Raw genomic sequence first — 21,118 nt, forward strand, 5'->3', positions numbered from 1 at the left:
GCCAGATCTATACTTTTTGGAAAATAGAACTGAGTGACAATACATTCTGAATGCGCCCAAGGACTTCATCTTGCTCTTCGTCACTGCGGAACTCACCTTTGGTGTTGCCCCACACAGGCCCGGGCCAAGCGACGTCATCTTTAAAGCGTGCGATATGATGAATATGCAGTTGAGGCACCATGTTACCCAGTGCTCCCATATTGAGCTTGTCTGGAAGGAATGTCGCTTCAAGAGCTTGGCTCACCGCCTGAGACTCTAACAAGAACTGTCTCTGATCGTGCATGGGTAAGTGGTGCAACTCTTTTAAGTTTGCACGCTTGGGAACCAGAATTACCCAAGGTACGGCATTATCTTTATGTAGCAGAGCAACGCAAAGTGGAAAATGACCAATAACAGTAGTGTCTTTTGCTAGTTGAGGGTGCAGTTCAAAACTCATTTTGTTTTCCAATTCATTTTTAATTGTATTGATTGAATTCAGTATAAACAAAAAGGCTGACGCTCTCACGTCAGCCTTTGTTTTTAAGCGTTAGCTAAGATTCGCTTACATGCGCTCTAGCGTTTCGATACCTAGTAGAGACAGACCTTGCTTGATGGTCTTCGCTGTTAGTGCAGCAAGCTTCAGACGGCTTTGTTTAACAGCTTCGTCTTCTGCAACTAGGATAGGGCACGCTTCGTAGAAGCTTGAGAACTGGCCTGCTAGTTCAAATAGGTAGCTACACATAATGTGTGGTTGACCTTCGCGAGCGACAGATTGAACCGCTTCTTCGAACTGTAGAAGTTTTGCGATGAGCGCTTTTTCTTTCTCGTCAGTAACCTGGATATCACCTTGAAGGTCATCCATGGCAACCCCTGCTTTTGCAAAGATAGAAGCAACACGAGTGTATGCATACTGCATGTATGGTGCAGTATTGCCTTCGAACGCAAGCATGTTATCCCAGTCAAACACGTAGTCAGTCGTACGGTGCTTAGAAAGGTCTGAGTATTTAACTGCTGCCATCGCAACTGTTTTAGAGATCTTCTCTTTCTCTTCTGCATCTAGTTCTGGGTTCTTAGATTCGATCAGCTGCGCTGCACGAACTTCTGCTTCATCAAGAAGGTCCGCTAAACGTACTGTACCGCCCGCACGAGTCTTGAATGGCTTACCATCTTTACCTAGCATCATGCCGAATGCGTGGTGCTCAAGAGAAACTGACTCAGGCACGTAACCCGCTTTACGAACAATAGTCCAAGCCTGCATTAGGTGTTGGTGCTGACGAGAGTCAATGAAGTAAAGTACGCGGTTCGCACCCAGTTCTTCGTAACGGTATTTTGCACATGCGATATCTGTTGTGGTGTACAGGAAGCCGCCATCGCGTTTTTGAACGATAACGCCCATAGGCTCACCGTCTTTGTTCTTGTACTCGTCTAGGAAAACAACTTGCGCGCCGTCATCCTCAACCGCAAGACCTTGCTCTTTTAGGTCTGCAACAATCTTAGGTAGCATGTCGTTGTACATGCTTTCGCCCATAACGTCTTCACGAGTTAGTGAAACGTTTAGACGGTCGTAGTTGCGTTGGTTTTGGATCATGGTTACGTCAACCAGTTTCTTCCACATTTCTGCGCAGAACTCGTCGCCGCTTTGTAGTTTCACCACGTAGTTGCGCGCTTTAACTGCGAACTCTTCGTCTTCATCATAAAGCTTTTTAGATTCGCGGTAGAAGGCTTCAAGGTCAGCCAACTCCATAGACACTTCGCCAGACTCTTGTTGTACACGCTCAAGGTTAGCGATAAGCATACCGAACTGAGTACCCCAGTCACCGATGTGGTTCGCACGAATCACTTTATGACCTAAGAACTCAAGAGTACGTACAACAGCGTCACCAATGATGGTTGAACGCAGGTGACCAACGTGCATTTCTTTTGCAACGTTTGGAGCCGAGTAGTCAGCGACGATAGTTTGCGCTTCTTCTTCTGCTACACCCAGACGTGAATCTGCTAGTGCTGCATCCGCTTGTTTCGCCAAGAACTCTTCGCTTAGGAAAATGTTGATAAAACCAGGGCCAGCGATTTCTGTTTTGCTCGCGATACCGTCAAGGTCTAGAACATCCAGTACTTTCTGTGCAAATTCTCGTGGGTTAGTACCCAGTTTTTTAGCAACGCCCATTACGCCGTTTGCTTGGTAGTCACCAAATTGTGGCTTTGCTGATTGGCGAACGGCTGCAGGGCTGCCTGCAGGTGCGCCAGCGGCTTCTAGAGCCTGAGATACTTTGTCATTAATAAGTGCTTGGATATTCACACGAGTTTCCTTCAATTCGAGGACTAAGAACCCGTTATAATCGGAGTCGAGTTCTGTTGGAGTTCACAAAAATGGCGCTAATGATAACAACTTTATTGCTTTTCATACAGAGAGGATTTGGGGAAATTTATACTTTTTCGACTGAATGGAAATGTACATCCAAACAAGCCCTGCCTCGCTGAACCCATCATAGTGAAGCTATTTGGGTATAAGGCGCTTTAGGTTTACTATTGCGACTCTATAAAAGACAAAATCCTCCTTTCAGAGAATACCGATGACGACTGAATTAGTAGAAAAACGCTTAACACCCGAATTGATGCTCCAAGACTTGGACGCGTTTATGGAAAGAATTGAAGCACTGGCTTCAATGCTTCACTTGGATTTGAGTTTGGCTCAAGCTGACCATATTGCATTGCGTATCAACGACACTCAAATGGCGCAACACGCACATCAAGCATGGGTTCAGTACGGTAAAGTCATTTCTCAAGCGCAAATCAATGGCCGTCCAATCATCGTGATTGAATTAGAAAACATGCTAGAAAGCCGGGGCTGGAAAATTGAATGTTTGGAGTTACCGTATCCCGCAGAAGGCAAAATTTACTCAACAGAAGGTTGGGAGCACGTAGAGTTTGTCTTCCCGTCTCATGCGGATACGGCGGATGAGTTTCTTGCTGATCTAAGACACACTTACCCGGATTTCGGTGCGCAGTTTGAAAAGTTGGCAGAAATTGGCGTGAAAACCAAATTATCGAGTCCGAAAGGGGAAGGGGAACGCCTCAACAACCCAACGGTGGCATTTAAATACCAAGAGGTGTGTATCAAACTTCATCCGCATTCACTAAAGGCGATTGTCGAGTCTGAAGCATAAAAGCAAGAACGTTAGAGTTGAGAGGTTGGCTTGTTACTGCCGTCTCAACAAGTTCGTTGGTAATCTCCTCTGCTGTAGAAGATGAAAAGGGAGCTGAGGCTCCCTTTAAATTAGAGAATTACTTTTTAGTCAGTGACTTGCCCATTGGGTTTGAGATGGAAAGCTTTTTGCCTTGCAACTCTTCACCCAAAGGTAATGTGAAGGTCTTTGAAAACGGCATTCGTTTACAATGATCCATTTTGTCTCTGACGATGTTGACCAGAACCTCTGTTTGAGAATTTTGCTCCACTCTCAGGCTAAAGTCATCGTTTTGACTACAGCCGGTCGATTCGGCGATAAATGAAATCGTACTCTCACTCACTCGGTAAGCTTCAACCATCATTGCTTGGTGCTCAGATGTGAGACCTTCTTGCATCTCTGCATTCGCCGAGCAAGCGGCCAAGCCGATAGAACTCAAACCTAGCAATACTGTTTTGAATGCATATTTCATCTGATTATCCTCTTTTTCGGCGAAGGAATGAGCCAGCAGCCAGCAGCATTAACAGACCAATAGAGAAGCTGCCACCTGAGCTGGATTTGCTCTTAACACTGTTGTCGTTATCGTCATTGCTATCTGCACTAACTGACATTCTGATATTGCGAATATACGCTTGTGCGTTATAACCACCACTTGATGCACTGTTTTTCACGTAAGCCAACATAACCGTATTTGACTTTCTATAAAGATCGGCGGATACCTCGGTGTAATCGAGAAGCTGGTTGGTGTAATCGACCACCTGGCCATTGATTAAAACGACAAAATAGTCGCTGGTATTAGACAAAACTTTTAGATCTGCAGACAGTTTACCTTTCGGTAGATCGGTGAGATATAAGATGGATGCACCAGTATAAGTCCCCATATCTGCCGATTGAAGTTCTCCATTTACGGCTGTCCAAGCGTATTCATTAGTAAAGACCTTCGCGTTTGTCAGCGAAACAGCACTGCTCAACGAGTTGCTGGCCTTATCAACACCCATGTATTCAAAGGTGGTCGAGAGCATTGGTAGTTTCGGGTGATCGGTGGTGACTTCAATCGTTTCCACTGAAGCTGCATAAGTTGGGTAGTAGCCCACCGTAATTTGACAACTTTCAGAAGGACTCAGGGTCTCTATACAAGTGTTTTCGGCAATTGTTAGTCCGCTTGATAGGGTAACATCAGTGATGTTGAGTGGAGAATCTGCCTCGTCATTACGAATGGTAAAGGTCTCCTGCTGAGCTTTTCTTTCAACCAGACGAAGATCTCGATACTGGGTATAGCTGATGGTATTGCGATGGCTATCTATCCAGCCGTTGTGCTGAAAGTGGGCCACGTTGGCGTAAACGCCATAGGCCTCAGGTTGAGCACACCCTTCACCCCAACTAACCACACCCAGCAGTTTGTTGATGCCGTTATCATCGACAATGAGTGGTCCGCCGCTATCTCCTTGACAGCTGTCTTTTCCTCCCGAGATGTACCCAGCACAAATGCCATCATCTGATACATTGGAATAATTTCCCTCCAGATTTTGGCACGTAGCGCGGTCTACATATTCCAGATCCACTTGTTGTAGCACGGTTGGGAATACTGTACCTGTGGTCGAGGTATTGCCCCAGCCCGCGACATGGAGCTTGTCCCCTGCTTGCACACTATCTAATACTGTAGGCGTTGCTAATTCGATAGTCGCGCTATCGACACTATGTGCAAGTTCGATAAGGGCGATATCGTTGTTCGTTGTATAACTATTATAGGCGTGATGTGTATAGATATTTTGAACTGCGATACGCTGCGCTTGAGACTCATTTGTTTGGTCGTAGAGGCCAAGCACGATATCGATATCATCTGCATTGGTGTCTGCAACACAGTGCGCTGCGGTTAATACGTATTTTCCGCCAAGGAAACTACCACCACAGAAGTGGCCAAGGTAGGCTGGCTGGTCTTTATGTACGATTGAAGCAATAAATCTCCAGTCTGTTGTATTGGCTGGCTCTCCGCCAATAATTCGTGTGGATACATCATTCTGAAAAGGATTAAGAGTGTCAGTATCTGCCATTGTGGTTGCAGGTAAAGTCATCCCAATCAGAAAAGCCACTAACGTTTTTTTCATTTTAATTCCTCGTTATTAAATTGGTTTATTATAAGGAGCTTGATTTATAAACCAAATTATTCGTTAGGTAAATGATTGTAAGTAAATGGAAAAATTTCGGCGCAGATCGCTTCGTTAAAACGCTAAAAGCTCAGGATAGTGCTGAAAAGACAAAACCCGCCAATGAGGCGGGTTTATTTTTCGTTCTGGTATGTGACGGAAGAGCTTATTACAGAATCACGGTCTTATTGCCGTAGACAAAGACATGGTCATTCAACACTTTATTAAGCGCTTTACTTAAGACGTTCTTCTCGACATCACGACCTGCTTGCGCCATGTCCTGTGCACTAAAGTTGTGGTCGACAGGAATTACGTCCTGCTTAATGATCGGACCTTCGTCCAAATCATTGGTCACAAAGTGCGCTGTAGCACCGATGATCTTAACCCCACGGTCATAGGCTTGTTGGTAAGGCTTCGCACCAATAAACGCCGGCAAGAAACTGTGGTGAATGTTGATGATTTTGTGGTGGTATTTCTCAACAAATGACGGAGTTAATACGCGCATGTACTTCGCTAGAACGATGTAGTCCGCATCGTATTGGCCGATGACTTCGAGCATTTTTTGTTCGTGCTCTTCGCGGCTGAGATCCTCATGCGTCACATAGTGATAAGGAATATCAAATCGCTCAGTCAGCGTTTGCAGTTTGTCGTAGTTACCAATGACCGCCGCGATTTCAACATCCAAGCCACCATCGTAATTTTTCATCAGGATATCGCCCAGACAGTGCGCTTCTTTCGTTACCAAGATAACAATGCGCTTACGTCGGGAGCTAACCAGTGTGCGTTTTGCTCCGGTTGGTAACGCTTGATCCAAATCGGCGAGAAGAGTTTGATCGTTGAAGTAACCTTCCAACTCCGTTCGCATGAAAAAGTGCCCGCTGGTGTTATCAACAAACTCGTTATTGTGAATGATATTTAGTTGATGCTTGTAACAAATGTTAGTGATTTTTGAGATTAAACCCGGAGCGTCTGAACAATGGGTTAACAGGGTTTTCTTTTCCATAAACTAGGGACTTCCATGCAATAAAAATGAAGCGTACGAAAAGTGCGTTGGCTGACAGGAACCAACCGTACCGCAATGTTCCACCATAAATAATCTATTCTGGGACTGGTTTCAACAAAATATCTACGATGAGTAATAAGCAGGTCATATTGTAGGCTGATGTCTGCGCCAATCGTCTGTTATAATCTCGGCAATTTTTCTAATCAGACCCAGATATGATCGCAAAAACATTCTCCTCTGAGGGCGCTTTAGGTAAAGCTATACCGGGCTTTCAGGCTCGCCAGCCCCAAATTGATATGGCAGAAGCCGTCAGTAGTGCGATCAAAGATCAGAGTCAACTGGTAGTGGAAGCCGGGACAGGAACAGGCAAAACCTTTGCTTACCTAGTTCCTGCTCTGTTAAGCGGCAAGAAAGTCATCATCAGTACCGGTTCTAAAAACCTGCAGGAGCAGCTGTACCATCGAGATTTACCACTCATGGTGAATGCACTGGGCTTTTATGGTCAGGTAGCGCTGTTGAAAGGGCGCTCCAACTACCTTTGTCTGGATCGCCTTAGCCGTCAGATGGTGGAAAGCCACACTAACGAGTCTGATCCCACGTTGTTGACTCAATTAGTTAAGGTGAGATCGTGGTCTTCCGAAACCAAAACGGGTGACTTAGGTGACTGCGAAGATTTGCCGGAAGACAGCATGATCATTCCGACGATTACATCGACGAACGACAATTGTTTGGGCAAAGAATGCCCAAGCTATACCGACTGTTTTGTACTAAAAGCACGCAAACGAGCCATGGATTCCGATGTGGTTGTGGTGAACCATCACCTGTTTCTTGCTGACCTTGCGATTAAAGAAACCGGGTTTGGTGAGTTGATCCCAGAGGCGGACGTCTTTATTTTCGACGAAGCGCATCAGTTACCAGACATTGCCAGTGAATATTTTGGGCAGACGGTCTCTAGCCGTCAAATTCATGATTTGGCTAAAGACATTGAAATTGCTTACCGAACCGAAGCGAAAGACATGCGTCAATTGCAGAAGGTCGGGGATAAGTTATTGCAAAGTGCCATGGACATGAGAATTGTGCTTGGCGAACCTGGATTTCGTGGCAACTGGCGAGAAGCGATGCAGTCGGAATCCATCAAGCGTGAATTGGTCCGGCTGACCGACAGTCTCGATCTTGCCATTGATGTTCTCAAAATTGCATTAGGCCGTAGCCAACTGCTGGATGCCGCATTTGAACGTGCCAATTTAATTAAAGGTCGGATCAACCGTGTTTGTGACGTCGACATCACTGGTTATTCCTATTGGTATGACACTTCACCCCGTCATTTTGCGTTGCACATCACTCCGCTTTCTGTTGCCGATAAGTTTCATGAGCAAATTGAAATTAAGCAGGGGTCTTGGATCTTTACCTCCGCAACCTTGGCGGTGTCGGGAGATTTTAAACATTTTACCGAGCGTTTAGGTCTGAAGCCCAAACAGCAGTTTTCGTTGCCATCGCCGTTTGATTATGAAAAACAAGCGCGCTTATGTGTACCTCGTTATTTACCAGAACCAAACAGTCCAGGGCTCGCGGATAAACTGGTGAGAATGTTAGCGCCAGTCATTGAAGAGAACCAGGGACGCTGCTTCTTTCTGTGTACCTCTCACAGCATGATGCGTGAGTTGGGTGAACAGTTCCGTGAAACACTGGATTTGCCTGTTCTGATGCAAGGTGAAATGAGTAAGCAAAAAACCTTGGCAGAGTTTATGGAGCTCGGAAATGCGTTGCTGGTGGCAACGGGTGCGTTTTGGGAAGGGATCGATGTTAGAGGTGATGCACTGAGCTGTGTTATCATCGACAAATTACCGTTTACCGCCCCTGATGACCCGCTCCTCAAAGCCCGAATCGAAGATTGTCGACTGCGTGGCGGCGAGCCTTTTGCTGAAGTGCAAATTCCAGATGCGGTGATTACGTTAAAGCAGGGCGTAGGACGCTTGATTCGGGATCAGAAAGATCATGGAGCATTGATCATCTGTGATAATCGCTTGGTGACCCGAGATTATGGTGGCACCTTCTTGGGAAGCTTACCGCCGATTCCAAGAACACGGGATTTAGAACGAATCAAAGCTTTCCTTAAAGCAGGATAATCAGCCACAGACCTGTGTTGTGGCATAATCAAATCAATTAGAGTTGTAGAGAGTTAAATGAGCGCAAAAATTCTTGCCATCGATACATCAACTGAAAACTGTTCAGTTGCACTACTGGTTAATGATCAAGTGATTTCACGCAGTGAAGTTGCACCTCGTGACCATACGAAAAAAGTCTTACCTATGGTTGATGAAGTGTTGAAAGAAGCGGGTCTGACTCTACAAGAACTGGATGCACTGGCATTTGGTCGTGGTCCGGGTAGCTTCACAGGTGTTCGTATCGGTATCGGCATTGCACAAGGTTTAGCGTTTGGTGCTGAATTGCCGATGATTGGTGTGTCAACACTCGCTGCGATGGCACAAGCAAGCTACCGTCTTCATGGTTCGACTGAAGTTGCCGTTGCGATTGATGCACGTATGAGTGAAGTGTACTGGGCGCGTTATTCTCGCCAGGAAAATGGTGAGTGGGCAGGTATGGATGAAGAGTGTGTGATTCCTCCAGCACGTCTGGTTGAAGAAGCTCAAGCCGACGATAAAACCTGGACAACGGCAGGTACCGGTTGGAGTGCTTATCAGGAAGAGCTGGCCAATTTGCCATTCAGTGTTACTTCAAGTGACGTACTTTACCCTGATTCTCAAGACATCGTGATTCTGGCTAAGCAAGAGTTAGAAAAAGGCAACACGGTTCCGGTTGAAGAATCGAGCCCGGTTTATCTGCGCGATAATGTGACCTGGAAGAAACTTCCGGGCCGCGAATAATTTAGATTGAGATAAAAGCGGGGATTACCCCGCTTTTTTATGGAACGTTATGGCGTCGATTAATGGATTACCGCCCTCACTGATAGCAGGTTCGACTCGCACGAACAAAATCAGTAAAAAGAAGCAGGTAAAAGAATCTCAGATTAAGCAACCTGTCGGTCAGACGTCTAAAGTTGCTAATGCGGTCGCGCATTCCATAAAGCAAGTGGATGAATCCCAGATTCACAGAGCACAAGTGCAGTACGATCTTCCCGAGGGAAATGCACGAAAAGCGATGGAACAGTACATGGATGTCATGAATCGAGCGAAAAAAGAGGAACTGGCTCAATTGCTTGGTGTCGATATTTATGTGTAATGGACGAAACTCATTCGTTCCCGATAAATAGATTTCAATGGTAGCTTATGACATTTTCTCGACACATTTTTCTGGTTTTGTTAGCTGCATTTGGGCTGTCGGCGTGCAGTTCTCTTCCTGAAGAATTGAATGCAACAACTGAGCAAGTTCTTACAGACTATAAAACGTTTGCTGAGTCGCAAGGGCTTGTAAATAGTGATGTCCGTCTAGGGGGGATCATCGCTAAAGTCGACAACTTCAAAGACAAAACGCGCGTAGAAATCGTTAATTTACCCATTAGCGAGACGGGCAAGCCCGATATTAGTGCTGAACCAGCAGGCCGTTTTGCCGTTTACTTCGATGGTTATTTAGAGCCTGTGGCATTTAGCAAAGGGCGTTTAGTCACAGTGGTCGGAAAAAGTGCGGGTGAAGAAGAAGGGAAAATCGGCGAGCGTGAATACATCTTCCCTCTGATGAAAGGTCAGGGCTACCGTTTATGGACGATAGAAGAGCGAGTACGAACTTACGATACACCACTTTTCCTCTACCCTTGCTATTCAATTAACTGCCGTATGGAGCGTCACGATTTTCCGCAAGATGGCAGAATCATCAAACAGGTCAAATAATCTGCTATGCATGAGCGTCGATTTGAACTTGCTGCCGGAACAATGGCAGCCCTTGAAATAGGTAATGAAAAAACGGCTGACTTGTCAGTCGTTTTTCTTCATGGTTGGCTAGACAACGCAGGTAGCTTCAAAGCGTTGATGGGGCAAATGCATCAGCTCAACCCAACTCTCCATTTATTAGCCATTGATCACTTTGGGCATGGTTTGTCCAGCCACAAATCATCCGACAATTATTACCTCTTCCACGATTATATTGCCGACTTATATGAGTTGTTGGATGAATTATCGCCAAACAGGCTGGTGTTAGTAGGTCATTCACTTGGTGCTTTAGTCGCAAGTTGCTATAGTGCTGCGTTTCCTGAGCAGGTCGAAGCGTTAGTGCAAATCGAAGGTGCTGGTCCTCTTACCGAGGTGCCTTCCAATAGTTTGCAAAGACTTCGTGATGGCGTTTTGAGTCGACATCGGCAACAAAATAAGCCTGAACGATCCCTATCTTCTTTTGAACTGGCTCTAAAGTTACGCATGCAAGCCAACCAACTGACCGCTGAACAGCTTCTGCCAATCGTAGAACGTGGAACAGTACAGCGTGAAAATGTCTGGTTTTGGCGACATGACGCTAAGTTAAAATGCGCTTCGCTTTACCGAATGGCGCAAGAGCATGCGGACTCAATCACCAGCCAAATACGTTGTCCACACCTGATCGTATTGGGCGACCAAGGATTCAAAAATTTACCTTCCAGCCAAGCTGATTGGGGGCAGAATTCACCACAAGTGATTACTGTCTCGGGAGGTCATCACTGTCATTTAGAGCAAATACTCGAAGTTTCAGACGGAATTCTTGGTGTAGTTAACAAAATTTAAACAAGTGTTTGGGAGTTTCGTGCTCAAGCACCTTCGCTGTGCTGTAATGGCCCTCAAAATAAAAAGGCTGTTATCGTAAGACAGCGATGAACGAGGAGTAATATCGTGGATAAACCATGGCTTTCACGTTATCCAAGTGACGTACCTGAAACCATTAACCCAGACCAATATGAGTCTTTGGTTGAAATGTTTGAGCAGTCTGTACAAAAGTACGCAGACCAACCAGCATTTATGAACATGGGCTCGGTTATGACCTTCCGAAAGCTGGAAGAGCGTAGTCGTGCATTTGCCGCTTACCTACAAAATGAGTTAAAGCTAAAAAAGGGTGACCGAGTTGCTCTGATGATGCCTAACTTGCTTCAATACCCCGTTGCGCTATTTGGTATTTTGCGTGCAGGCTGCATCGCGGTAAACGTGAACCCGTTATACACTCCTCGTGAACTTGAACACCAGCTCAACGACTCTGGTGCAACAGCGATCGTGATTGTTTCTAACTTTGCTAACACGTTAGAACAAATTGTTGAGAACACCTCTGTAAAACATGTTGTGCTGACCAGCCTTGGGCAGATGTTGCCGCGAGCGAAGGGTACGATTGTCGATTTTGTCGTGAAATACGTTAAAGGTATGGTGCCAAAATATAACCTGCCTGGTGCAATTTCAATGCGTAAAGCGTTAGGCAAAGGTCGCCGTTTACAGTACGTGAAGCCATTTATGTCTGGCGATGATATTGCATTTTTACAATACACCGGCGGTACGACGGGGGTGGCGAAAGGCGCGATTCTGACCCATCGAAATATGATTGCAAACGTATTGCAGGCGAAAGGTGCGTATGGCCCGGTGCTGACTCCTGGTAGAGAACTGGTTGTGACCGCATTACCGCTTTATCACGTATTTGCATTAACCGTGAACTGCCTGCTGTTTATCGAAATGGGTGGCCGTAACCTGTTGATTACCAACCCACGTGATATTCCGGGCTTTGTAAAAGAGTTACAAAAGCATCCATTTACTGCTATCACCGGGGTTAATACGCTGTTTAACGCTCTGGTTAACAATGAAGACTTCCATGAGCTGGACTTTAGCAATCTGCGACTGTCTGTTGGTGGTGGCATGGCCGTTCAGCGCGCCGTTGCAGAAAAATGGCTGAAGACAACAGGTTGCTATCTGCTAGAAGGTTATGGCCTGACAGAATGTTCTCCTCTGGTGGCCGCTTACCCGCATGATCTTATCGAATACAATGGGTCTATTGGTTTGCCTGTTCCGTCGACAGAAGTTCGTATCGTTGATGAAGAGGGCAATGCTCTGCCAAATACTGAAACGGGTGAGCTTCAGGTTCGTGGCCCTCAAGTGATGCAAGGTTACTGGCAGCGTCCGGAGGCCAGCAAAGACACCATCAACCAAGAAGGTTGGTTATCAACCGGTGATATTGTTAAGTTTGACGACGAAGGCTTCCTGCATATTGTTGACCGTAAAAAAGATATGATTCTGGTCTCTGGCTTTAACGTTTATCCGAACGAAATCGAAGATGTTGTCGCATTGCACGGTAAAGTTCTGGAAGTTGCAGCGATTGGTCAGCCTAACGATGTTTCTGGTGAACTGGTGAAAATCTATGTCGTTAAACGCGATCCAAGCTTAACGAAAGATGAAGTGATTGCGCATTGTCGCGAACATTTAACGGGATACAAGGTGCCAAAACTGGTTGAATTCCGTGAAGAATTACCGAAGACTAACGTAGGTAAAATTCTGCGCCGTGTTCTTCGTGAAGAAAACGATGCAGAGCTTGCGAAGAAGAGCGCATAAGTCGATTTCGTGAAGTCGCCGGAATTAAAAAATGATAGAATGCCAGCGTTTTGCTGGCATTTTTTATAGCGAGAAGCATGTGAATTATAAGATTATTATTAAAAACAAAGACCTAGAACAAGTTTGCGCTCAAGCCAGAGACGCAGATGTCGTTATGTTGGATACGGAATTTGTACGGATCAGAACTTTCTATCCACAGCTAGGTTTGATTCAGCTTTTCGACGGCAATAATCTTTCCTTAATCGATCCGACAGAACTGACGGATATGTCACCCTTCGTTGAACTTTTGAAAGATACCTCGGTATTAAAAGTTCTGCATGCATGTGGTGAAGATCTCGAAGTGTTCCAGAATGCGTTTGGTTGCACGCCATTTCCGATGGTCGATACCCAGCTTATGGCAGCGTTTCTTGGGCATGGGCTATCAACAGGCTTTGCAACGCTAGTGGAAGAATATCTGGGTGTTGAACTGGATAAGAGCGAGTCTCGCACAGACTGGATGGCTCGCCCGCTGACGCAAAAGCAGCTTGATTATGCTGCGGCTGACGTACACTACTTGCTGCCGCTTTACGAAATTTTGCTCGATAAAGTCACCGAAGCTGGCTGGTGGCATGCGGTGCAGCAGGAGAGCGATTTACTGGTTTCGAAGCGTATTCGTGAAGTGAACGAAGAAAATGCGTACCTTGATATCAAAGGTGCATGGCAACTTAAACCGGCAGAGTTGGCTGTCTTAAAGCCGTTGGCCACTTGGCGTTACCGTCAGGCAATCAAACGTGACCTCGCTCTGAACTTTGTTTTCAAAGAAGGGGACTTATTAACGGTTGCCCGCCTTGGTTTAACAAGCTTTAAGAAAATGGAAGCGGAAGGCATTGATATCCGAGCCGTTAACCGTCACGGTGCAAAGATTGCTGATATCGTTAAAAAAGCCAAGCAGACACCTGCGGATGAATACCCTGAGAAAATTGAACGTCTTATGGACTACCCAGGCTATAAGCAGGTCTTCAAGAACATGAAAGATATTGTGAAAAGTGCATCACAGAAATCTGGCTTAGCTACTGAGTTCCTTGCCTCTAAAAAGCAGATCAATCAGTTGCTTAGCTGGGTATGGAAAAAGGACCGTGATCCGGCAAGAATGCCTGATGTGATGCAAAACTGGCGTCTTGAACTTATCGGCGAAAAAATGAATAAAGCGCTTAAGTAGCGCAAGATGTAGATAGAACAAGGTTGGCCATGTAGCCAACCTTTTTTATGCAGTGTGCAATGTAGAAATGTAGGTGTTTGTTAGTAAACCAATGACTGATTTCACTTCACAAACACCTAAATCCGAATTACTTTTCGTCGTCAGGCAGTTTTACATTTAACTCAAGCACCGAGATATCATCGTCTTTATGCTCAAATGTTAAATCAACCATGTTCGGGTCAATATCTACGTATTTGCCGATCACCTTCAGGATATCCTCTTTTAACTGAGGCAGATAAGACGGTGCCGGATCATCTTGGCTGCGGCGTTCTGCCACAATAATTTGCAAACGCTCTTTGGCTAGACTTGCGGATTTTTTCTTCTGTGGGCGGAAAAATTCTAATAGTGACATGTCTATCCTCCGAACAGTCGTTTAAAGAGCCCTTTCTTCTCCTCTGTAAGGAAACGAAAATCTACCTTGTTACCAAGTAAGCGGTCTACTGTGTCAGAGTAAGCCATGCCCGCGTCTGTCTCTTCATCAAACGTTACTGGCACACCTTTGTTTGATGCGTTAAGCACCGCCTGGCTTTCAGGAATCACGCCCAGAAGCGGGATGTGAAGGATCTCTTCAACGTCCTCAACACTCAGCATTTCACCTTGGTTTACGCGCATCGGGTTGTATCGAGTCAACAGAAGGTGTTGCTTCACAGGCTCTAAACCTTGCTCTGCTCGTAGCGACTTCGAATCCAGAATACCCAAAATACGGTCTGAGTCGCGTACAGATGAGACTTCAGGGTTGGTGGTCACAATGGCTTCATCCGCGTAGTAGAGCGCCATTAGAGCACCTTGCTCGATACCTGCTGGTGAATCGCAGATGATGAAATCAAAACCCATCTCGTCCAATTCGGTAAATACACGCTGTACGCCATCTTTCGTGAGTGCGTCTTTGTCGCGTGTCTGTGATGCAGGAAGAATAAATAAGTTTTCTGTGCGCTTATCTTTGATCAGCGCTTGGTTTAGTGTCGCTTCACCGTTAATGACGTTCACAAAGTCATAAACTACGCGACGCTCACAGCCCATAATAAGATCGAGGTTACGTAAACCGATATCGAAATCGATTACCGCAGTCTTATTGCCTTTTAAAGCCAAGCCAGAGGCGATGGCTGCGCTTGAAGTGGTCTTACCGACGCCACCTTTACCAGACGTTACTACAATAATGCGTGCCATTTGTTTTCCTTTTTATACTAAATCGTGAGTGTTTCGAGATGTAATGATTCTTCGGCTCTACTGATCATTACTTTCTGCTGCCAATACTCACTCTCAATTTGATCGCTTAACCAGTAATCTCCAGCAATAGATACTAGTTCTGCTTGTAAATCGTGGCAAATAATCCGCGCTTCATGCTGCCCACTAGCGCCTGCAATTGCGCGTCCGCGCAAAGTTCCGTGAATATGAATAGAACCATCGGCAATAACTTCTGCCCCAGCGCTAACATGTGCTAGTACCACTAAATCACCGTCTTTCGCATAGATTTGTTGGCCAGAGCGAACTGGTGTACGAACGAACTTCGTCGGCGCCATTTTCGCGGGTGCCTGGCTCGGCGATTTACTAGCAGACATGATGGCGAAGCCAGCTTCAGAAGCAAGGTTCTGTACACGTTTATCTTTGCAGCCCGTTACACCGACCGGAATGAACCCAGCGTCGGCAATACCTTGCTTGAGTTTAGGAAAATCAATGTCGCCTTCGACTTTCGATATATTGATAACTAAAGGTGCTGATGCAAAGAATGACGGTGCCTGAGACACTTTTTCTTGCAAAAATTCGATAGTTTTTTCTATCTTGCTGTCAGAAAGGTGTAAAACTGACAAAGTAAAGCTGCTACCTTTAAGGTCTGGTGAATGGGTCATCGTGGACTTCTTGCCTCTGTTGAAAGAGCGTTGCCTTAAACTAGGTCTATCATGTTATATTTCATCTTTTGGCGCAGCAAGTTCTCTAACAAGCAATTCGGTGAATTAATCTCAAATTTGCTATTAAGTTTGCGGCAATTTTACGTTTCCAACTAAATCCGTAATAAAAACGGCTAAATCAGCATAAAAGGCGTGTCATGCTTTGTTCTATTTATAAAAGCTCTAAAAAAGAAGGTACTTATCTCTATATTCCGAAAAAGGATGATTTTTCACAGGTTCCTGACACCTTGATGCAGATGTTCGGTAAGCCTATCGCTGTCATGACGATTAAACTTGATGGTCGTACATTGGCGCAGGTGGATATCGAGAAAGTGAAAGCCTCATTAATTAACGATGGTTTCTTCCTGCAGGTTCCGCCACCACCGGAAAATCTGTTAGAAAAATATAAAGAACAAAAAGCTCAGCAAAAAGACAGGAAATAATTCCATATCTTGCTGAGACTTCTGCCTTGCTCAAGGAGGGGAATATGAAAAAAATACTGGCTACACTGCTTAGCGTTGGCATGTGTGCCTCAGCCTTTGCAAGTAGTGAAGGTTTTGAGGAATACCTGGATAAGTTGCGTGCAGAAGCGCGTGCTCAAGGCATCTCCGAGCAGGTCATCAGCGCCGCTTTCGCTAATGTTGAATATAAGCCACGAGCAGTGAAAGCAGACCGAAACCAACCTGAGAAAAAACTGACGCTGGATGAGTACATTCCGCGTGCAGTCCCAGAGTGGAAGGTTAAGCAAGCGAAAGAATTATACAAAGAGCACTACACGGAACTTAAACGCATTGGTGAGACCTTCGGCGTTCAGCCACGTTTTATTGTCGCGTTGTGGGGCGTGGAAAGTAATTTCGGTAAGTTTACGGGTAACTTCCGTGTCATAGACGCGCTTTCTACCATGGCATTTGAAGGTCGCCGTGAAGAGTTCTTCCGTAAAGAAACCATGGCTGCCCTTCAGATTCTGGATCAAGGCCATATTGAATTGGAGAATTTTAAAGGTTCATGGGCGGGTGCGATGGGGCAGTGTCAGTTTATGCCAAGCTCCTTCCTTCGCTTTGCAGCGGATGGCAATGGCGATGGAAAGAAAGACATCTGGCAAACCAAAGCGGACGTGTTTGCTTCAACAGCGAATTACCTGAGCAAATCCGGCTGGGATGACAATTACACTTGGGGACGTCAGGTAAAAGTTCCGAAAGGCATTGATCATAACTTGGAAGGTCGAACCGAAGAGAAAGGTAAGTACCTGCAGGAGTGGAGCAAATTAGGTATCACCAAGTTTGATGGCAGCCCGTTACCTAAACTGGATGACGATATTAAAGCTTGGCTGATTATGCCTGACGATGAAAACGGTCGAACTTATCTGGTTTACAATAACTACAATGTGTTGATGAAGTGGAACCGCTCTTACTACTTCGCTCTAGCTGTTAGCCACTTAGCTGATCGCATCACATACTAGTTCCTGAATAAATTATCGTTGTTAAGGGCTCTTCGGAGCCCTTAGTTTTTACTGCATTTAAATCGAGGTAATTCGTGTTATCTGAACGTGCTGCTCAAATGGTCATTTTCTCTGCATTGATCAAACACAAAAGCTTTACGGCTGCAGCAAAAAGCCTCGGCGTATCCGTCTCCCATGTGAGTAAACAACTTAGCCAATTAGAGAACTCACTTGGTATTAAGCTGGTGCAACGCACAACGCGAAGTTTTACTCCGACTGAAGCGGGCAAAACCTTTTATCATCATTGTGAGCAGGTCGTTCAGGCTGTCAGCAGCGCGACGCTGGAAATGGAAAGCCAGAGAGATGAAGTGGCTGGGCTTGTGCGGTTGGGCATTTCGCAATCGTTCGGCACGTTACATATCATTCCTGCCATTCAGGAGCTAAGAGAACGGTATCCTCAACTTGAGGTTGAAGTGCACTTGTTCGACTACAAGGTGGACATGTTAGCTGAAGGCTTGGATTTATGGGTAACCAACAATGAACACTTGCCCGAAGGTTACATTGCCCAGCGATTAACGGATTGCCAGTTTGTTGTCGCGGCGTCTCCAGACTACCTGCTTAAACATGATAAGCCAGTGGAACCTGACGATCTATCGTTGCACAACTGCCTGATCTACAGAAGCTGGGAGCGTGATTACACCGGATGGGCATTTACAAAAGATCAGCAGGAACTTAACGTCAAAGTTTCCGGTAACTATTCTGTTGATCTTGCTGAAGCGGTTCGCGACGCTGCAATCGCAGGGTGGGGAATTGCTTATCTCGCGACGTATTTGCTTGGCGATGAATTCAGAACTGGGAAGTTAATTCAATTGCTGCCGGAATGGAAAGCCAGCCAGTCGATGCCTTTCTATGCGGTTTATCCGAGCCGACAGCACATGCCGAAAAAAATATCTGCGGTGATCAACTTTATAAAACAGAAGATCGGTAATCCGTGTCATTGGGATCAAAGATTAGCACCGTATATCTCCATTCCTAAGTCATGACGATCGTATACATAAGGTGATTTTTGTCACAAAAATTTTTCTGAATCTATAAACAATTTTTCCATGTGGAAATAATAACAAAAAGCAAACGTTTATCATTATTAAATTCAATGGTTTAATGTTTAGTTTAAATATTGACCACTGAAACTTTTCACACTGTTAACAACCTCAAGTTGCAGCATTTTGAGTCCGCTATACAATCCGACGCCTTTACCATTCCCCTTCTGTCGGACCCAATTTATGAACTCACTTATTGGTATCGTAGCCATACTCTTCGTAGCATGGCTACTTTCTACAAATAGAAAAAATATAAAGCTCAGAACCGTCTCACTTGCTTTTGCCTTACAGGTATTGTTTGCATTATTGGTTCTGTATGTACCAGCAGGGCGAGACGCTCTAAACTCAGTGAGCAGCGTAGTATCGAACTTAATCAACTATGGTCAGGAAGGCATCGCGTTTTTATTCGGCAATTTGGCGACAGGCGGATTCACTTTCGCTATTAATGTACTGGGCATTATTGTCTTCTTCTCTTCGCTTATTGCTGGCCTTTACCACATTGGTGTTATGCCAAGAATGATTAACTTTATCGGTGGTGGTATCCAAAAGCTGTTAGGCATTGGTCGTGCTGAGTCTTTATCTGCTACAGCCAATATCTTTGTTGGTACGATTGAAGCGCCATTAATGGTTAAACCTTATCTAAAGCACATGACGGATTCTCAGTTCTTTGCAGTAATGACTGGTGGTTTGGCTTCGGTTGCTGGTGGTACGTTGGTCGGTTATGCATCTTTGGGCGTAGACTTAAATTATCTGATCGCGGCGGCGTTTATGTCTGCTCCTGCCGGTTTGTTGATGGCTAAAATTCTGATGCCGGAAGACACAAACCAAGCTGAGGAAATCGATCTTAGCCAAGTTGAAATCCCACGAGCAACCAATGTAGTTGAAGCATTGGCAGATGGTGCGATGGCGGGTGTTCGTATCGCGGTTGCCGTTGGCGGCACGCTGTTGGCTTTCATCAGTGTGATTGCATTGCTTAACGGTATTTTGGGATGGTTTGGCGATCTTATTGGCACACCATTAAGCTTCGAACTCGTTTTGGGCTATGTATTTGCGCCAGTTGCATGGCTGTTAGGTGTCCCATGGGCAGAGGCGATAACGGCAGGGTCTCTGATCGGGAATAAAATCGTAGTAAATGAGTTTGTTGCTTTTATCCAACTTGCAGAAGTGAAGTCGCAGCTAAGTGCCCATTCTCAAGCGATTGTGACTTTTGCTCTATGTGGATTTGCGAACATCTCAAGCATGGCAATGCTCATTGGTGGTTTGGGCTCATTGGTGCCAGAGAAGCGTGCGTTTGTTTCTAAGCATGGATTCCGCGCGATTGTCGCGGGTGTGATGGCGAACTTGATGAGTGCATCCATTGCGGGTGTGATTTTGAGTCTTTAACGATTTAGACTAAATTTATACAACATAAAGAAAAAAGGCTCCGAGAGGAGCCTTTTTAGTATTTAGCGATCTGAGATTACTTGTCCGTATGGAACTGCTCACAAGCCAGCATTGTGTTTTCAATCAGGCTTGCTACTGTCATTGGACCAACGCCACCAGGTACTGGAGTAATGAAGCTCGCGCTTTCTCGTGCTTTATCGTATTCCACGTCGCCAACTAGCTTACCAGAGTCAAGACGGTTGATACCCACATCGACAACCACAGCGCCTTTCTTAATCCATTCGCCAGGAATGAAGTTTGGTTTACCTACTGCGACAACAACGACGTCGGCTTGACGAACGTAGCTCTCTAAGTCTTTAGTAAAGCGGTGACAAGTCGTCGTTGTGCAGCCCGCCAATAGCAGCTCAAGTGTCATTGGACGACCAACGATATTTGAAGCACCAACAACCACAGCGTGCTTACCACGAAGATTAATATTGTAGCGGTCGAGCAGGGTAATAATACCTTTCGGCGTACAAGAGCGTAGTTTAGGGATACGCTGAGCAAGACGACCTACGTTATAAGGGTGGAAGCCATCCACGTCTTTCTCTGGATGAATACGCTCTAAAACATGAGTGCTATCAATTCCAGCAGGAAGTGGAAGCTGAACTAAAATGCCATCAATTTCGTTGTCATTGTTCAACTCATCGATCAACGCTAGCAATTCTGCTTCAGTGGTTGATGCCGGAAGGTCAAAAGACTTGGAAACAAAACCCACTTCTTCACAAGCGCGGCGTTTACTGCCAACGTAAACTTGAGAAGCAGGGTCTTCACCAACTAGAACAACTGCAAGGCCAGGGGCACGTAATCCAGCTTCAACGCGAGCTTTTACTCGTGCTGCAACTTCAGAACGAACAGTTTGGGAAATGAGAGTCCCATCAATATTTTGAGCAGTCATGACTTTCCTTATAAATTTTAGAAGGCAGATAATCTGCGGCGCATTGTCGCAGAATTTCTATTTAACATCCATACGCAAACGTTTGCTCTGAGGTGTTTTTGAGCATTCATTGCTTCAGTGACCTTTTTTTAGGCATTCAGATCAGAATGTTACTAAAAGCCGTTGATTTACCCATTTTAACTCGTATAATCCTTTCCCTGTAGCGCGCCCTTAGCTCAGCTGGATAGAGCACGTCCCTTCTAAGGATGTGGTCATAGGTTCGAATCCTATAGGGCGTGCCATTCCTCCCCTCAGCACAGTCTTCCTCTCCAAAACCGTTAGGACTG

General features: G+C 45.5%; 21 protein-coding genes and 1 tRNA gene. 13 read left to right on the top strand and 9 right to left on the bottom strand.

Annotation, left to right across the window (positions count from 1 at the left end; genetic code table 11):
• Positions 1-7: 7 nt before the first annotated feature.
• Positions 8-436: an HIT domain-containing protein gene (locus DBX26_RS04165; RefSeq protein WP_014231161.1), complete on the bottom strand. Its 429-nt coding sequence runs from the start codon at positions 434-436 to the stop codon at positions 8-10.
• A gap of 105 nt (positions 437-541) precedes the next feature.
• Positions 542-2,275, bottom strand: coding sequence for an arginine--tRNA ligase (gene argS, locus DBX26_RS04170; RefSeq protein ID WP_014231162.1), 1,734 nt, complete (start codon positions 2,273-2,275; stop codon positions 542-544).
• A 274-nt stretch (positions 2,276-2,549) separates the two neighbouring features.
• Between argS and DBX26_RS04175 the strand changes: the two genes are divergently transcribed.
• Complete coding sequence (locus DBX26_RS04175; protein ID WP_118117934.1) at positions 2,550-3,143, top strand: VOC family protein; 594 nt, start codon at positions 2,550-2,552, stop codon at positions 3,141-3,143.
• A 118-nt stretch (positions 3,144-3,261) separates the two neighbouring features.
• On the opposite strand, the gene DBX26_RS04180 is transcribed toward DBX26_RS04175, so the two are convergent.
• The 3 genes from DBX26_RS04180 to purU all read right to left on the bottom strand — a co-directional run bounded on the left by DBX26_RS04180 (position 3,262) and on the right by purU (position 6,308).
• A complete protein-coding gene (locus DBX26_RS04180; RefSeq protein WP_118117936.1) occupies positions 3,262-3,633 on the bottom strand; it encodes a hypothetical protein in 372 nt (123 codons plus the stop codon).
• Between the two features lie 4 nt (positions 3,634-3,637).
• Positions 3,638-5,266 carry a trypsin-like serine protease gene (locus tag DBX26_RS04185; RefSeq protein ID WP_118117937.1) on the bottom strand — a complete coding sequence of 543 codons (1,629 nt, stop codon included), beginning with the start codon at positions 5,264-5,266 and terminating at the stop codon, positions 3,638-3,640.
• A gap of 208 nt (positions 5,267-5,474) precedes the next feature.
• Positions 5,475-6,308 (bottom strand): formyltetrahydrofolate deformylase, encoded by an 834-nt coding sequence (gene purU / locus DBX26_RS04190; protein ID WP_118117939.1) that lies wholly within the window; start codon positions 6,306-6,308, stop codon positions 5,475-5,477.
• A 215-nt stretch (positions 6,309-6,523) separates the two neighbouring features.
• Between purU and DBX26_RS04195 the strand changes: the two genes are divergently transcribed.
• The 7 genes from DBX26_RS04195 (at position 6,524) to rnd (ending at position 14,009) form a co-directional block, all read left to right on the top strand.
• Complete coding sequence (locus DBX26_RS04195) at positions 6,524-8,434, top strand: ATP-dependent DNA helicase (protein ID WP_014231167.1); 1,911 nt, start codon at positions 6,524-6,526, stop codon at positions 8,432-8,434.
• Between the two features lie 57 nt (positions 8,435-8,491).
• A complete protein-coding gene (gene tsaB, locus DBX26_RS04200) occupies positions 8,492-9,193 on the top strand; it encodes a tRNA (adenosine(37)-N6)-threonylcarbamoyltransferase complex dimerization subunit type 1 TsaB (protein ID WP_118117941.1) in 702 nt (233 codons plus the stop codon).
• A gap of 49 nt (positions 9,194-9,242) precedes the next feature.
• On the top strand, positions 9,243-9,548 hold the full coding sequence (locus DBX26_RS04205; RefSeq protein ID WP_118117943.1) for a chromosome partitioning protein ParA: 306 nt from the start codon (positions 9,243-9,245) through the stop codon (positions 9,546-9,548).
• Between the two features lie 47 nt (positions 9,549-9,595).
• Positions 9,596-10,153 (top strand): Slp family lipoprotein, encoded by a 558-nt coding sequence (locus DBX26_RS04210; protein WP_020336109.1) that lies wholly within the window; start codon positions 9,596-9,598, stop codon positions 10,151-10,153.
• A gap of 6 nt (positions 10,154-10,159) precedes the next feature.
• Positions 10,160-11,014, top strand: coding sequence for an alpha/beta hydrolase (locus tag DBX26_RS04215; protein ID WP_020336110.1), 855 nt, complete (start codon positions 10,160-10,162; stop codon positions 11,012-11,014).
• A gap of 105 nt (positions 11,015-11,119) precedes the next feature.
• On the top strand, positions 11,120-12,811 hold the full coding sequence (gene fadD / locus DBX26_RS04220; RefSeq protein WP_020336111.1) for a long-chain-fatty-acid--CoA ligase FadD: 1,692 nt from the start codon (positions 11,120-11,122) through the stop codon (positions 12,809-12,811).
• 79 nt (positions 12,812-12,890) lie between these two features.
• A complete protein-coding gene (rnd, locus tag DBX26_RS04225) occupies positions 12,891-14,009 on the top strand; it encodes a ribonuclease D (protein WP_041170305.1) in 1,119 nt (372 codons plus the stop codon).
• A 127-nt stretch (positions 14,010-14,136) separates the two neighbouring features.
• Here rnd and minE read toward each other — a convergent pair whose 3' ends face one another.
• Genes minE through minC form a run of 3 tightly spaced genes read right to left on the bottom strand, consistent with a single transcriptional unit; the run spans position 14,137 to position 15,895 of the window.
• Positions 14,137-14,400 carry a cell division topological specificity factor MinE gene (minE, locus tag DBX26_RS04230; protein WP_014231174.1) on the bottom strand — a complete coding sequence of 88 codons (264 nt, stop codon included), beginning with the start codon at positions 14,398-14,400 and terminating at the stop codon, positions 14,137-14,139.
• 2 nt (positions 14,401-14,402) lie between these two features.
• Complete coding sequence (minD, locus tag DBX26_RS04235; RefSeq protein WP_014231175.1) at positions 14,403-15,215, bottom strand: septum site-determining protein MinD; 813 nt, start codon at positions 15,213-15,215, stop codon at positions 14,403-14,405.
• Positions 15,216-15,232: 17 nt separating this feature from the next.
• Entirely contained in the window at positions 15,233-15,895 is a 663-nt protein-coding gene (minC, locus tag DBX26_RS04240) for a septum site-determining protein MinC (RefSeq protein WP_020336114.1), read from the bottom strand.
• Positions 15,896-16,092: 197 nt separating this feature from the next.
• On the opposite strand from minC, the gene DBX26_RS04245 reads away from it, so the two are divergent.
• The 4 genes from DBX26_RS04245 to DBX26_RS04260 all read left to right on the top strand — a co-directional run bounded on the left by DBX26_RS04245 (position 16,093) and on the right by DBX26_RS04260 (position 19,855).
• Positions 16,093-16,377: a YcgL domain-containing protein gene (locus DBX26_RS04245; RefSeq protein WP_014231177.1), complete on the top strand. Its 285-nt coding sequence runs from the start codon at positions 16,093-16,095 to the stop codon at positions 16,375-16,377.
• 44 nt (positions 16,378-16,421) lie between these two features.
• Complete coding sequence (locus tag DBX26_RS04250; protein WP_014231178.1) at positions 16,422-17,393, top strand: lytic transglycosylase domain-containing protein; 972 nt, start codon at positions 16,422-16,424, stop codon at positions 17,391-17,393.
• A gap of 74 nt (positions 17,394-17,467) precedes the next feature.
• The gene (locus DBX26_RS04255) at positions 17,468-18,415 is read left to right on the top strand and encodes a LysR family transcriptional regulator (RefSeq protein ID WP_014231179.1); all 948 of its coding nucleotides are present in this window, start codon (positions 17,468-17,470) and stop codon (positions 18,413-18,415) included.
• Between the two features lie 240 nt (positions 18,416-18,655).
• Positions 18,656-19,855 carry a NupC/NupG family nucleoside CNT transporter gene (locus DBX26_RS04260; protein ID WP_014231180.1) on the top strand — a complete coding sequence of 400 codons (1,200 nt, stop codon included), beginning with the start codon at positions 18,656-18,658 and terminating at the stop codon, positions 19,853-19,855.
• Positions 19,856-19,931: 76 nt separating this feature from the next.
• Here the strand turns inward: DBX26_RS04260 and folD are convergent, their stop codons facing one another.
• The gene (gene folD / locus DBX26_RS04265; protein WP_014231181.1) at positions 19,932-20,792 is read right to left on the bottom strand and encodes a bifunctional methylenetetrahydrofolate dehydrogenase/methenyltetrahydrofolate cyclohydrolase FolD; all 861 of its coding nucleotides are present in this window, start codon (positions 20,790-20,792) and stop codon (positions 19,932-19,934) included.
• 204 nt (positions 20,793-20,996) lie between these two features.
• Between folD and DBX26_RS04270 the strand changes: the two genes are divergently transcribed.
• Positions 20,997-21,073, top strand: a tRNA-Arg gene (locus tag DBX26_RS04270).
• The last annotated feature ends 45 nt before the right edge of the window (positions 21,074-21,118 follow it).

Source organism: Vibrio sp. dhg (genome assembly GCF_003443775.1).
GTDB classification, from domain to species: domain Bacteria; phylum Pseudomonadota; class Gammaproteobacteria; order Enterobacterales; family Vibrionaceae; genus Vibrio; species Vibrio natriegens.